The organism is Bacillus sp. GW823-FHT06B01 (assembly GCF_058952315.1).
On the sequence record NZ_JBXAHR010000005.1, the window covers coordinates 240,891 to 253,908 of the forward strand.

Annotated in this window: 14 protein-coding genes; 10 read left to right on the forward strand and 4 right to left on the reverse strand. The window is 35.6% G+C overall.

Annotation, left to right across the window (positions count from 1 at the left end; translation table 11 throughout):
* The first annotated feature begins 477 nt into the window (after positions 1 to 477).
* The 4 genes from AC1Q8N_RS22790 (at position 478) to AC1Q8N_RS22805 (ending at position 2,882) form a co-directional block, all read left to right on the forward strand.
* A complete protein-coding gene (locus AC1Q8N_RS22790; protein ID WP_048543787.1) occupies positions 478 to 798 on the forward strand; it encodes a PadR family transcriptional regulator in 321 nt (106 codons plus the stop codon).
* 75 nt (positions 799 to 873) lie between these two features.
* Complete coding sequence (locus AC1Q8N_RS22795) at positions 874 to 1,215, forward strand: DUF1048 domain-containing protein (protein ID WP_000891990.1); 342 nt, start codon at positions 874 to 876, stop codon at positions 1,213 to 1,215.
* A gap of 155 nt (positions 1,216 to 1,370) precedes the next feature.
* Positions 1,371 to 2,132, forward strand: coding sequence for an ABC transporter ATP-binding protein (locus AC1Q8N_RS22800; protein ID WP_046954684.1), 762 nt, complete (start codon positions 1,371 to 1,373; stop codon positions 2,130 to 2,132).
* Positions 2,133 to 2,882, forward strand: coding sequence for an ABC transporter permease (locus tag AC1Q8N_RS22805; RefSeq protein WP_098078082.1), 750 nt, complete (start codon positions 2,133 to 2,135; stop codon positions 2,880 to 2,882).
* A gap of 150 nt (positions 2,883 to 3,032) precedes the next feature.
* On the opposite strand, the gene AC1Q8N_RS22810 is transcribed toward AC1Q8N_RS22805, so the two are convergent.
* Positions 3,033 to 3,992 carry a helix-turn-helix transcriptional regulator gene (locus AC1Q8N_RS22810; RefSeq protein WP_098078085.1) on the reverse strand — a complete coding sequence of 320 codons (960 nt, stop codon included), beginning with the start codon at positions 3,990 to 3,992 and terminating at the stop codon, positions 3,033 to 3,035.
* Between the two features lie 110 nt (positions 3,993 to 4,102).
* Here AC1Q8N_RS22810 and AC1Q8N_RS22815 point away from each other — a divergent pair, with 110 nt between their 5' ends.
* From AC1Q8N_RS22815 to AC1Q8N_RS22825, 3 genes are all read left to right on the forward strand, one after another.
* Positions 4,103 to 4,582, forward strand: a complete 480-nt coding sequence (locus AC1Q8N_RS22815) for a GyrI-like domain-containing protein (RefSeq protein ID WP_098124466.1) — start codon at positions 4,103 to 4,105, stop codon at positions 4,580 to 4,582.
* A 146-nt stretch (positions 4,583 to 4,728) separates the two neighbouring features.
* A complete protein-coding gene (locus AC1Q8N_RS22820; protein WP_098078091.1) occupies positions 4,729 to 4,986 on the forward strand; it encodes a DUF3963 domain-containing protein in 258 nt (85 codons plus the stop codon).
* A 152-nt stretch (positions 4,987 to 5,138) separates the two neighbouring features.
* Entirely contained in the window at positions 5,139 to 5,771 is a 633-nt protein-coding gene (locus tag AC1Q8N_RS22825; RefSeq protein WP_098642176.1) for a LysE family translocator, read from the forward strand.
* 243 nt (positions 5,772 to 6,014) lie between these two features.
* Here AC1Q8N_RS22825 and AC1Q8N_RS22830 read toward each other — a convergent pair whose 3' ends face one another.
* Positions 6,015 to 6,605, reverse strand: a complete 591-nt coding sequence (locus tag AC1Q8N_RS22830; protein ID WP_048543775.1) for a TetR/AcrR family transcriptional regulator — start codon at positions 6,603 to 6,605, stop codon at positions 6,015 to 6,017.
* Between the two features lie 629 nt (positions 6,606 to 7,234).
* Here AC1Q8N_RS22830 and AC1Q8N_RS22835 point away from each other — a divergent pair.
* Positions 7,235 to 7,888, forward strand: coding sequence for a CPBP family intramembrane glutamic endopeptidase (locus AC1Q8N_RS22835; protein WP_048543773.1), 654 nt, complete (start codon positions 7,235 to 7,237; stop codon positions 7,886 to 7,888).
* Positions 7,889 to 8,296: 408 nt separating this feature from the next.
* Here AC1Q8N_RS22835 and AC1Q8N_RS22840 read toward each other — a convergent pair whose 3' ends face one another.
* On the reverse strand, positions 8,297 to 9,727 hold the full coding sequence (locus tag AC1Q8N_RS22840) for an IS4 family transposase (protein ID WP_493521390.1): 1,431 nt from the start codon (positions 9,725 to 9,727) through the stop codon (positions 8,297 to 8,299).
* 128 nt (positions 9,728 to 9,855) lie between these two features.
* The gene (locus AC1Q8N_RS22845; protein ID WP_000384374.1) at positions 9,856 to 11,028 is read right to left on the reverse strand and encodes an MDR family MFS transporter; all 1,173 of its coding nucleotides are present in this window, start codon (positions 11,026 to 11,028) and stop codon (positions 9,856 to 9,858) included.
* A gap of 84 nt (positions 11,029 to 11,112) precedes the next feature.
* On the opposite strand from AC1Q8N_RS22845, the gene AC1Q8N_RS22850 reads away from it, so the two are divergent.
* Both AC1Q8N_RS22850 and AC1Q8N_RS22855 read left to right on the forward strand, forming a co-directional pair.
* Positions 11,113 to 11,925 (forward strand): MerR family transcriptional regulator, encoded by an 813-nt coding sequence (locus tag AC1Q8N_RS22850; protein WP_493521391.1) that lies wholly within the window; start codon positions 11,113 to 11,115, stop codon positions 11,923 to 11,925.
* A 562-nt stretch (positions 11,926 to 12,487) separates the two neighbouring features.
* Complete coding sequence (locus tag AC1Q8N_RS22855; protein WP_048543752.1) at positions 12,488 to 13,018, forward strand: RNA polymerase sigma factor SigX; 531 nt, start codon at positions 12,488 to 12,490, stop codon at positions 13,016 to 13,018.

Below are 13,018 nucleotides of genomic sequence, written 5' to 3' on the forward strand. Positions count from 1 at the left end.
GAGCAAGCTGCTTTTTTCAATAAGGGGCATTAGATGAAGAAGAATTGACCAATTTTATGATTTTTATAAATTACAGGCTACAACAATTAAATTTAGTAGGTGGTTATTACATTTTTTAGACTAAAATTAACCAACTTTATTGTCACTGAACATCTAATAGGTAATAGTTGATTTTAGAAAAATATAAAAATCGAGTTGACATTTACAACTACTTAGTCATACAATGTAGTTGTAATAGGTGATACAGAGTAGTGTTGTTTCTCGAAATATTTTTAGTAAACAATAGGTAATAGCGGATTTTAGAAAAATTTTGAAAATCAGTTGACATTCATCACTACTCAGTCATACAATGTAGTTGTAATAAGTAATACTGAATAGTATGTTTTTACTCAAAAGCTATTCAGTAAAAATTCACCTTAGTACTCTGTGATACTGAATATAAGTCAGACAGAATAGGGGGTAAAGGAGGATCAGGACATGGAAAATTTAACTGAAATGCTGAAAGGTTCACTGGAAGGGTGTGTGCTGGAAATCATTAGTCGCCGTGAAACGTATGGCTATGAGATTACCCGCCACCTGAATGATCTTGGGTTTACCGAAGTCGTAGAAGGGACGGTTTATACTATCCTCGTACGATTAGAAAAGAAAAAGCTTGTGAATATTGAAAAGAAACCATCAGATATGGGACCGCCTCGTAAGTTTTATTCATTAAATGAGGAGGGCCGTCAGGAGCTTGAATTGTTTTGGAAAAAATGGGATTTTGTATCTTCAAAAATTAACGTCTTGAAGTCAAACTAGCCTCATAATATAAAATGTTCCGGCTCATATTTGGAGAGTTTCTTGTTCTGCTTTATAAAAAAGGAGGAAAATAAGATGTTGGAAATGTTTAAAAAATTAATTGGTGATAAAAAAGAGTACAAAATGATGATGGCACGTGTTGGAGCACTGCCAGAAGACTATCAGTTTGTGTTTAAGAAAATTCAAAACTACATGTGGAATTTCTCGGCGGGTAATGGAATGGATATGCTGCACATACAGTATGAATTAATCGATTTGTTTGAAGCAGGTGCAGCGGAAGGGAGACAAGTGCTTGACATTACTGGGGAGGACGTGGCATCCTTTGCTGACGAACTAGTGGCAAACGCTAAAACGTATGTCTCCAAGTATCGTGAAGATTTGAATGAAAGTATTATGAAGAAATTGAGAAAAAAATAAATGCAATTAGTAATACCGACTGATTAGCTGGTTACAAATGTGAATTGCCGCCATCGCTATTCAGTTATATTTTTAAACCGGTACTAAGTAATACAGATTATCAGTGATACTAAATAGAGGGTGTATGTAATCTAATTTTATAAGGGGGAAAAAGTATGAGCAATGCAGCGATTTCTATAAAAGGGTTAAAAAAATCTTTTAAAGATAAAGAAGTCTTAAAGGGAGTGGATTTTGAGGTGCAGCGTGGTGAAATTTTCGCGCTGCTAGGCTCAAATGGAGCTGGAAAGACGACAACGGTCAATATTCTTTCGACGCTAATGAAACAAGATGATGGTGAAGTAAGTATTTGCGGTTTTGACGTCCAGCGACAACCAGATCATGTTCGTCAAAGCATCAGTTTGACAGGACAGTTCGCAGCTTTAGACGGCATGCTTACTGGAAGGGAAAACTTGATAATGATCGCTAAGTTACGTGGTGTTTCCAATCCGGCACAAGTTGCTGATAATCTACTTGCAAGATTTAGCCTGACTGATGCGGCCAACCAGAGGGCAGACCAGTATTCAGGCGGGATGAAGCGCCGACTTGATATCGCGATGAGTTTGATTGGGGCGCCAGCAGTTATTTTTCTAGACGAACCAACGACTGGACTTGATCCGGAAGCACGGATCGAAGTGTGGGATACAGTCAAGGAACTTGCCGGCAGCGGCACAACGATTTTGCTCACGACTCAGTACTTGGAGGAAGCAGAACAACTGGCGGACCGTATCGCTATTTTGCATGGCGGAAAAATTATTACGACAGGTACTCTTACTGAACTGAAAGAGATGTTCCCGCCAGCAAAAGTAGAGTATATCGAGAAGCAGCCGACGTTGGAAGAAATTTTCCTTGCGATTATCGGTAAAAAGGAGGAGATGTAAATGAAAAGCAAAACAGGGGTATTACTAGGGCGCTTAATGCGTAATATTATGCGTAGTCCGGATACAATTATTACAGTAGCGATTACACCGATTATGATGATGCTATTATTTGTTTACGTATTTGGCGGGGCTATAAAGACAGGAACGGATAACTACGTTAATTATTTATTGCCGGGAATTTTGTTAATGGCTATCGCATCCGGTGTAGCTTATACTTCTGTACGATTATTTACGGATGTAAAGAGTGGGCTGATGGCACGTTTCATTACGATGCCTATTAAGCGCTCATCAATATTGTGGGCTCACGTTTTAACTTCTCTTGTTGCTAATGTACTTACTATCGTGGTGGTTATTCTTGTTGCGCTCTTAATGGGTTTTCATTCTAGTGCAAATATGCTAGATTGGCTTGCGGTAGCGGGAATACTGGGTATGTTTACGTTAGCGCTAACATGGCTAGCTATCATTCCAGGGCTGAAAGCGAAGTCTATGGAAGGAGCGACAGCTTACTCGTACCCACTAATTTTTCTTCCATTTATTAGTTCGGCCTTTGTACCTACTGAAACGATGCCTAAAATTGTTCGTGCGTTTGCTGAGAATCAGCCTGTAACTTCAATCGTGAATGCGATTCGCGCCCTATTATATGAAGGGACTGTTGGCAACGATATTTGGACTGCACTTGCTTGGTGCGTGGGTATCATGATCATCTCTTACTTTTTCGCAAGTAAAGCATTTAAACGTCAGTTAGGGTAAGTGAATTAAGTCATCCGAAATTATATATATTTTTGAAAAAGCACGGGAAGGTTTTCCGTGCTTTTATTATGTATTGTGCTCTCATGGTAAAAAATATGGGCAACTGGTAACGAATTAAACTCAATATTTTTGGGTTTAAGCGATCACTGCTTATGGAGAATATAAACATAACCGCTCTTGTAAATCGTTTAATATTTCTTCAGGCATTCCCTTGATTGTAATATCTTTCCCTAGGAAAAGTAACCAATTTGTTATCTCTGTCACTTCATCGGAATTGTGAACATCGATAAATGTTTTTAAAATGGCTGTGGATTGGTAAGGATTTGTATAAGAAATAGAAACTTTGAAAGGATGGTATTTTTTGTACTGGGCAATCGCTTTTGGACCAAGTTCAAGTACAAGGTTAATTGCTTCGTCCTTCCTACTGAGTTTTTCTAAAATCTGTTTCTTATTTAACCTCTTTTTCGTCGTGTACGGCTCGATATTGACGAGGTCATCGACAGGGAACAGTAGTTTCTTTTCTTCTTTTAAGTCAAACCCTTCAATGATCCAATGGCTTTTTTCTTGATAAAGGTGTAATAGGTAAATTGGATAAGACTTGATTTTTTCTTCCTTGACAGTAATCAATAAATGTCTATCCAAAAGAAGGATTTGAATGAGTTTTTCTAACATCGGATGGGGGAGGTCAGAAAGCTCAAGTAGATCGGGATTATGAGGGTTAGTCCCTTCAAAAAGCAAGATTTGATTTAAAAGAACGAGGTCATCTTGCTGAGTTTCTGAGATGAGTCCTAATAGTTTTTCAGCTAAAGATTGCCGACTTTTTAAATAGGGAAGTTGCTGATTTCTCGTAGCCATAAAGGCAATAAAAAGGGCTTTCACTTCATTATCAGTAAAGCGAACAACGGGCAGGATAGAATTATGCATAACAAAATATCCCCCAGTTCTCCCAACTTCAGCAACAAGTGGCATGCCCATAGCTTCAATGTCTCTAATGTCTCTAATAGCTGTCGATCGTGATATGTTAAATTCTCGTATGATTTCAGAAATTGTAAAGTGGGAGCGGTTGTTGATATACCTCATAATTGTATTAATCCGTTCAACTTTTTTCATTGGAGTCTCCTAAACAGTATCATTTTTTGACATGATTTAAAGATATTATAAACTTATCAGATGAAAAGATAAATCATTTGATTCATTTTAAAAAAAGGAAGGTTTTGAATATGAAAAATTATACGATTGAAGAAAAAGATAGCTTTATTGTGCTAGGAATTGGAACTGAAATTAAGAGTGACTATACAAACTTTGCTGGAATAAATAAAGAAAAGGAAGATTTTTGGTCTGCTGTTAAAGAAGATGGAAGGCTGGATACTTTAAAAGCTCTAGCTACAAACGAATACATTTTTTCTGTGAGCGAAGCAGTGAATAACAAGATGATGTATTATGCTGGTGTCTTGACAGAGGCACAAATAGAAGAAGAATCTAGAGTGATCCAGTTTCCGAGGGGAGAATACTTAGTAGTGAAAGGGGAAGACAAAACGGCTGAAGAGCTAAGTAATAAGCTGACTGGCATCGCCTTCGGTCAAGCTTTACCAGATGCGAAAGATTTTGCTTATGTTGGTGGGCCAAATACAACAGTTGAGATGGGGCAAAGAGACGGCTTAGTATTTGGTGAAATGTGGATCCCGGTTGTTAGGAAGTAAAGTGATAAAAGGTACGAATATGGAAAGTAGAGGCTAACAATCTTGAATTGTTAGCCTTTTTGACATGAATATAATATTCATATACTGCTACACATTATGTTCTGCTAAAATAGAATAAAAGGGAATTATTGTAAGGTGGTGGCGGGGTGAATAAAAAAAGGATATTTGAGCTATTCATGGTAGCGTTTGTTTTTCTATTCCTTCATGTAAGCACATATACCAATGAAAAATTTAACGATAAATTGGGTTCCTTTACTTTCATTGTTCTACTTCTTATGGTTTATATTTACGCTTTATTTATAGAGCGGTATTTTGAGGATATACAAAAGTGGGTTCGAAATATCACAATTTGTTTTGCTTTATTAGTAGTTGCTGTAGTATCACTATGGATAGGTTATTTTTAAAGCTCTCTTTAAGAGCAGGAGAAGTATATGATTACCATACATTCGATCCGATCATATTCTTTAGCTGCAGCGGCTTATATTAATCTTTTCTCTCCTTAATCATGATAAAATGTACAATAGGAAATTTTTTGTAACATAAAGGGGGAAGGGTTATGGTCAGCTTTAGTACTTTGTTAGCTTTTGCAATTGTTTCACTTAGCATGGTTTGTTCGCCTGGGCCTAATATGATGTATCTCATTTCTCGTTCCATTACGCAAGGGCGCATGGCAGGATTTATTTCTCTCTTAGGCATTATGCTCGGATTTGTAATTTATATAATCGCAACAATGTTCGGACTTACAGTTCTATTCCTTGCAGTACCCGCTGTCTACGAAGCAGTCAAATGGGCAGGTGCTGCTTACTTGCTTTGGCTCGCCTGGAATTCGATAAAACCGGGTGCTACTTCTAGTATGGAACCTCGTACTATTTCTAATGAGCCACCACGGAAATTATTTATAATGGGACTTATGACAAATCTTCTAAATCCAAAGATTGCTATTTTGTATGTGTCACTGTTACCTCAATTTGAAGATCCTGAGAAGGGATCGTTGCTTATACAAGGTGCAGTTTTAGGCTTTACGCAAATCACTGTTAGCTTTATAATCAACCTTCTAATTGTGTTTACAGCAAGTAAAATTGCTACATGGTTTGGCACACGTCCAACGTGGCTACGAGTGCAGCGTTGGCTTATGGCAAGTGTATTAACGGGGCTTGCTGTACGTCTTGCTTTTGAACGTCGACAGTAGGGGTATCTAAAAATTTGAAGGTCTTTTTTTAAAAGACAGGAATGCTGTTTTTTTATTTTAGGGGTAGGATAAAAAGGCGAGGTATGTGAAAAACAGGTTGGTTGTATGCCTAATATACAACGTCTAAAAAGCTCCCTTTGCTAAAAATTATTCACCCCTCACATAAATAGAAGATACTTTTTATGTGAGGGGTTTATTCAGTTTAAGCTATAAAAATTGAATGGAAGAAATACAAGTTCTCACTTATTTAGAATAAGAGAAAAGATGATGTTTTATTTGTTCAATAAAATACTGGTGGTGTATATTATCGTTAGATACTCGACTTGCCATAATAGCGCCCTCCATTGAAGATGTAAGAAAAGAAGCGAGCGATATAATGTCCATATCTTCTTTAAGTTCTTGTTTCTCTATTCCTTCTTTTATGAGAGAAGCCATTAACATTACTGTATCATCATAACCCTTTGCTGCTGCTTTTTGTAATTCTGGAAATACTCCTGTACTTTCAATTGCGCTATTAAGCAATGGACAGCCTCCAGCAATAGGGGGATTATTAGCTGCATCTTGATATATAAGGAAAATGGCAAGGATTTTATCGATTGCTGTCTTTTTATTTTCCATTGCTTTATGAAAATGCCCCCACATAATCTCACCACTTTTGTCGTAGGCAGCAAGGACAATTTCTTCTTTATTTTTGAATCTACGATAAATAGCTCCTTTAGATAGTTCAGTAGCTGTCATTATATCCTGGATGGATGTGTAAGTTATCCCATTAGTGTTAAATAAATATAAAGATGTTTCAATAATCTTTTCTTTTACCTTATCGACTTTAGTCATGCTTTGTGGCCCTCCTAATAAAACGAACTTAATATTTAAGATGATTTTTCTTGAATTTTTATTGTAAGTATAAATAAGCTTGAAGTAAAAACATTTTATTAATCCCTAACTTATAGGAACCTAAAACAATACAGTGTGAGGTTAATTAAAATATATTAGCTACATCATTCGTGTGAATTTTCTGTCAATTATAATGTGACCAATTGATTAATTCAGTCATATTATACAACTAATTTCACCTAAAATCATAGACGAAGTAAAAAATATCGTTAATTTTAATGTATAAACATATAACTATTATATCTAATTTTTATTAATAGGATTAGCTAAAGGGGGCGGGCTACTCCCACTTTCACTCCATTCCATAAACGATTAATCATTAACAATTATTGGAATTTGATTGTAAATAAGCAACTGAGAAAAAAATATATTTAGTTTTTAACATATTTTTTTGTTAATACTTTGTAAAAAGGGTTCAAAAAACTAGAAACATATAGTATTATTGAACACTGGAACAGAACGAACCGAACGGTTCGGTTCGTTAACTTGTATGAATATATTTGGAAGGAGAACTTTATGCAGAAAGAAAAATCAAAGATTGTAGCTAATTTAATTAGGGGAATAATAAAGTGAACTTTATAAACAAGAATAAAAAAGAACTTATTATGCTAGTAATTTTAACACTGTTCTTACCATTTCAAATTGGTTTGTTCATATTATTTGGCATATCACTTTTAACTAACTACAATTTAGTTGAATCAGAATTTGCCCTTGGTGCCATCGGTTTTACTGTACCTGCTATTGTTGGAATAATTTTATTTAAGAACGAAATTATTGAGAGTTTTGCATATTTTAAAGAGAAGACAATTTTGAAAGTAGTAAGTGTTCCTCTGTTGGTTCTACTTATGGTAATTATAGAACAGGCTGTTATGCGTTTTCTAGCAACTGATCAGCCAGAGAACCAAGACCAGCTCCTTGAAGCAGGTGCGGGGGCACCTCTTATATTCACATTGCTTGTATTTGGTATTCTGGGTCCAATACTTGAAGAAATTGTGTTTCGTCATATTTTAATAAATCGCTTTTCGCATTATATTGGTACTACTATTGCATCTATCATTTCAATTATAATTTTTACACTTCTTCATACGAACCAGCTTTCGGATATTGCTATCTATTTACCAGGATCGGTAATACTTACTATTGCTTATCTGATTTCTAAAAGATCCCTTGCATATGTTATGGCGATACATGTGTTAAACAATTGCCTTGGTTTCATTCTGTAAGAAATTAAACTTAGCTCTGTTACGAAGTTGAAAACTAGATACAGATATTGATAAATGAGGAGTACAATTTAGACAGTGATTTATGATTCATGTAATTCCTTGTACTTCAAAAAACCACAGTTTTGGTGTGAACTGTGGTTTTTTTATATAAGGGCCCAACATATCGCCATCAAGCTTAAAGAACGATTTATCCCCAAACAATAAATACGAACAACATGCATAAAATTTTCGTTCAGGAGGTGGTATGAGATTTTGATTTGATGGAGATTTGACGCTACCCCATCGCTATCAAGCTAAGCTTATGCAAAGTCAATTTTAGGCGAGATTGTTTCTTTTTCTAAAGGGCAAGTGTAGGTGATTGAAAGATTTGCATACGAAATAAACCCTAACGGGTTTCACTTTTTTGAATTAAGCGGCTTGATTATCAGACATGGTACAATTGTAAACGACACCTAATATATCAAAGACCGTTTTTTTCTCATATCGATGAGATTTCCGCCCGTTTTGCTGTAGGAGATTGAACAGGCGGAGTAACACCTTTGATAGCTCTTGGGTGTTTTTTTGTATAGTTTGGAATAGAAGAAGAAAATAGTCTTTAATCATATATATGGCTTTATACTCACTAAGCTCTCGTTTTTTCTTCATGAGGAGCAATTGGCGCATTTGAAACATGATAGAAGAACAGAGTAGAATGGCAATCAATTGGCCATATAAATGGCACTCCAATCGTTCTGATTTTATCTTTTTACAATGATGGATTTGAAAGAATGACTTCCACGTTTTAAATAAAATTTCGATTTGCCAACGCAAAGAATACCAGTCATGTACCTGTCCCATCGGGACAATATCTGTAGAAGTGTTTGTCATATATACATTGATACCACTGAGTCGTTTACTACGAGGAGAATACTTCATTCCTTTCTTTTTTTCTCTTACAGCTTGATCTTGTAATCGTTTTTGTTGCTGTTGTTTTGTTAATCGATGGACAATTACACGAGCTGACACTTTATCAATCATTCCTACATAAGCATTAGCTATTTCCCATGTTTGTCCTGGCTGAAGGGAGTTCATTACCGTCTCCATATCTAACTGTATATACTCTGTACCTTTCTTAATTCTTCCATCTTGAAAATAATCAGGGTTAGGATTTTTTTGATAAATACGTGTATTCGACTTGATACGAGAAATATAGTAGACCTCTTGATCTTGTATATATTGAAGGTCTTTTAAATGAAAATAACCTAAATGTCGGATACATAAATCATTCGCTGCCACAGTTGGGGCACACAGAGAGCCGTAAGTGCGATCATGTTGTTTACCTGGACCTGTATGAATATGTAGGAACTGTCCGCTTAACAAATCATACTCAAGCTGAATTTTTATCCCAGCTGTATGGCTGCATCCTCCTGCACCTGGATAAACCGATGAAAATACATCCGGGAGTTGAAATGCAGTTGAATCTAAGATACGAATACGCTTGAAAATAGAAGTATATGGAGAAGAAATTAGCTTAGCTGAAGATAACTTTTGGTTTAGAAGTTTGGCTAAAACTTGTTGTAGAAACTGGACGGCTGCGGCGTTAAATCTTTGATTTAGTCCTTCAGGACTGATGAGTACTTCTGTTGATACTTCTAAACAACTACATAACTGGGTTAAGGAAGTTTTTGCTACACTTTGGCTTAGCCATACGCATAAAGCTACTAACTCTTGTGCTTGATACTTACTTGTTCGCTGTACAAATCCAACATCTCTAGCTAGATTCTGTAAGGTATTTGGGGATAAAAGACTCTTTATCTCCTGTGCAAATAATTGTAAGTCGTCAGATACAGAATTAGACATACAAAAAACGCCATCCTTTCCTATAATTCTACAGTAAGAATAACGTCTTTTTTGCTTAATGAATAGTGTGAAACCTTAGCTTTATGGTAATGTGACCGTACCTCATGTAGTCACAGTTTTTATTTGTATTAAGACATTCGAAATGATTTGCCACGTAAAGCTGCTATGTAGCAAATAATAACTACTAAGCATAGGCTAACCATCACCAAATACAATTGTGGTGCAAAATGGATAATCAACCAGCCACCAAGCACTGGGCCTAAGAAGCCACCTAAGTTTTGAAATTGCATAAAACCAAGATATGTTGCTTTTTGATGCGCGGGTGCAATCATTTCGACTATAGCACTCGTCATTGGGAAAACAAAAATTTCACCAAGTGAGAACACAACCATACCGACAATAAAAAGTGTCCAATTATCAGCGAAGTGGAAGATTAACATACCAAGTGCTAATAGTCCGCCCCCGAAAATAAGACTTGTTTTGATTGCTACTTTTTCGCTTAAAATGCCGAGTGGCAATTGAAGAATTACGATTGTTGCAGCATTAATCACAATTAGAACTGAATATAATGCTACTCCGTCTGCCATAGTTAAATTAAGCAATTGTGGCATTGTTGCCTCTGTTTGCATATATACGAAATTGCAAATAACACTCGCAATAATGAGCAACATAAGTGTGCTATCTTGTAAAAGAACACGCATCAAGTCGCCAATATCTTGCGTAACATTGACCGTATTCTGCTCCTCTATACGTCGTAAAGTGATGACTAAGAAAATCGCATACAATAAGTACATCGTTGCAGTAATAAGGAATGGAAAACTTATTGATGATGCTTTTGAAATGACAATACCGAGCAAAAGGCCGATCACAGCTGATAAATTGATGGCAGTATATCGAATTGAAAATAGGCGACGACGCCTATCTTCGTCAGTATAGTCAATCATCAAAGCTTGTGAAGCTGGTTCAAAAAATGCACGACAGATACCGTTGAGAGCATTGCATAGAACGAATATCCAAACAGAGTTTGCGAATGCAAAGCCATAAAAGACTATACTCCAACAGAACATCGATATGATGATAATTTTTTTTCGGCCAAACCGGTCAGTAAAGAAACCACCGAAGAAGCCACCAAATGTCGCAGTCAATTGTGAAATACCGACTGCTAAACCAATCATAATTGGTGAGGCATGTAAATCATTTTGTAAATAAAGTGCTAAAAATGGTATCGTCATAAAGCTAGCTGTGCGGGCGAAGGTCGTACCACCGAGCAGCTGCCAGACGAGGGGGTGAAAATAATCCATAATAAAAACCTCCTGTATTAACATGCGTTTGCTTATGCTAGTATGAAGTGTGGAGTTAGTCTATAGTCAAGAGGAGTTTTTAACTTGGAGAGAAAAAACCTTAAAACCTTAAGTACAGGAGAATTTGCTAGTTATTTTGGGGTGAAAAAAGACACCTTGTTTTATTATGATAGAATCAATCTTTTTAAACCTGCCGGTAAACTTCCCAATGGTTATCGATATTATACCTACGATCAAATTAATACATTCTCAACACTCCAATCTCTTCGGAAAGTGGGAGTTTCGATTGAGGAACTAAAAGAATATCTTAATTCTCCCAACACTTACAAACTTGTTGAAATGGCAAAACAGCAGACAGTTCTGGTGGAAGAAGAAATTGAGAAATTAATTCAAATTCGTCGTTTCTTTAAGGGTATTATTTCAATGGAAGAAGAAAGAAAAAACGTTGAAGTTGGGAAGGTTTATATCCAAAAGACACAGAAAAAATCTATTTTCTTAAGCGATGTAAATTCGAAAAATAGCATGATCGATTTCGATTGGGTAAAACATTTTAGCAAGCAAATAGGCTTGTTTGTTCCTGCTCCTATTGGATCTGTGATAACAAGAGAGAGCCTGATTCAAGAAAGATATGAGGAGGTAGATCACTTATTTTGTTATAGTGATTTAGAAACAGGTCAATCAAAACCAGGAGGAATTTATGTCATATATTATCACCAAGGATCTTATAAAGATATTGAATCCGCATACCACAATATCACGAAATTTATCAAATCAGAGGGCTATGTTATTGAAGGAAATGCCTATGAAGATTACTTCTACAATCCATTAAGAACTAATAATAAGGAGGAATATCTTACTAAAATTAGTATACAGGTAACAAAGTGTTTAAAGAGTTAAAGCTATAATGTTATCTTTGTTTAGTAAAAATTAAAAATAGGAAAAACAATTGCAGCGAGTACTTTTAAAAAAAGTGATAAAAAGAGAATCGAACTTTATGTTTAGTAGGGCATACCCCATCATCAAGTTGAAATTTTAAAATACCCCCAAAACGAGAAAATTGTACGTTTTAATCTGGAGACGTCAATTTTCTCATTTTCGGGTATTTGCTTTTCTTAGCTTGATGGTGATGGGGTACCGCCACATGTCCATCAACTTAAGAATTCCGAATTACCCCAAAATAAAAAAATGAGCTTTTTTGCTACAAGTTAGCACAAAATTTCGTTCTGGGGGTATTTACTTTTCTTAGCTTGATAGCGATGTGGCGGTACCCCATTAATAGAAAACTACTGCAAGAGTTATAGTTTTATGTTTTCATTTCCCTTTTGGCATTTATCTTTTAATCAGATGAATGCTTTTTTTAGTACATAATAAAAAAATAACCAGAAAAACTGTCACAAAATCCGTTTTTCTGGTTTCTCTATAATACAGGCATCAAATTGAAAGTGAGGTTTAAACTAACATGTTAACCATAAAAAATGAAGAAAGTCATGCTTCTGATATGCCTTTTGAAGATTTATTTAAGCAGTACTATGCTTATGCTGTGAAACAGATTATATGGATTGTTAAAGATCAATCTATCGCTGAAGAGTTAGCACAAGAAGTATTTTTACAATTATATCGTAGCGACTGGAAAGTAATTGAAAACATACCTGGATGGTTGATTAAATCTTCTACTTATGTAGCTTATAACCATTTGCGATCTGAAAAAAGGCAACAAGCGAAGATTGATAAAGAAATACAATACCATGAAGTACAAAATGTTTCATCATTAGACGATGATTGGATAAGAAAAGAGGAAATTACAAAGGTACAAACGATACTAAATAAAATGAATGATCGAGAACGAACCCTTTTACTAATGAAATTCTCTGGTTTTCAATATAAAGAAATTGCAGAAATACTTCAAATTGAAATATCTTCTATTGGAACATTATTGGTCCGAGCCAAAATGAAATTTCGCAAGATTTATAAACAAATGGAGGAGGCATAA

Excerpts from the sequence above, each read along its gene's own strand:
- AC1Q8N_RS22840 (WP_493521390.1), bottom strand. The coding sequence starts at position 9,727 with ATGTCTAATTCTGTATCTGACGACTTACAATTATTTGCACAGGAGATA.
- AC1Q8N_RS22815 (WP_098124466.1), top strand. The coding sequence starts at position 4,103 with ATGAAAAATTATACGATTGAAGAAAAAGATAGCTTTATTGTGCTAGGA.
- AC1Q8N_RS22795 (WP_000891990.1), top strand. The coding sequence starts at position 874 with ATGTTGGAAATGTTTAAAAAATTAATTGGTGATAAAAAAGAGTACAAA.
- AC1Q8N_RS22810 (WP_098078085.1), bottom strand. The coding sequence starts at position 3,992 with ATGAAAAAAGTTGAACGGATTAATACAATTATGAGGTATATCAACAAC.
- AC1Q8N_RS22805 (WP_098078082.1), top strand. The coding sequence starts at position 2,133 with ATGAAAAGCAAAACAGGGGTATTACTAGGGCGCTTAATGCGTAATATT.
- AC1Q8N_RS22830 (WP_048543775.1), bottom strand. The coding sequence starts at position 6,605 with ATGACTAAAGTCGATAAGGTAAAAGAAAAGATTATTGAAACATCTTTA.
- AC1Q8N_RS22825 (WP_098642176.1), top strand. The coding sequence starts at position 5,139 with ATGGTCAGCTTTAGTACTTTGTTAGCTTTTGCAATTGTTTCACTTAGC.
- AC1Q8N_RS22845 (WP_000384374.1), bottom strand. The coding sequence starts at position 11,028 with ATGGATTATTTTCACCCCCTCGTCTGGCAGCTGCTCGGTGGTACGACC.
- AC1Q8N_RS22855 (WP_048543752.1), top strand. The coding sequence starts at position 12,488 with ATGTTAACCATAAAAAATGAAGAAAGTCATGCTTCTGATATGCCTTTT.
- AC1Q8N_RS22800 (WP_046954684.1), top strand. The coding sequence starts at position 1,371 with ATGAGCAATGCAGCGATTTCTATAAAAGGGTTAAAAAAATCTTTTAAA.
- AC1Q8N_RS22790 (WP_048543787.1), top strand. The coding sequence starts at position 478 with ATGGAAAATTTAACTGAAATGCTGAAAGGTTCACTGGAAGGGTGTGTG.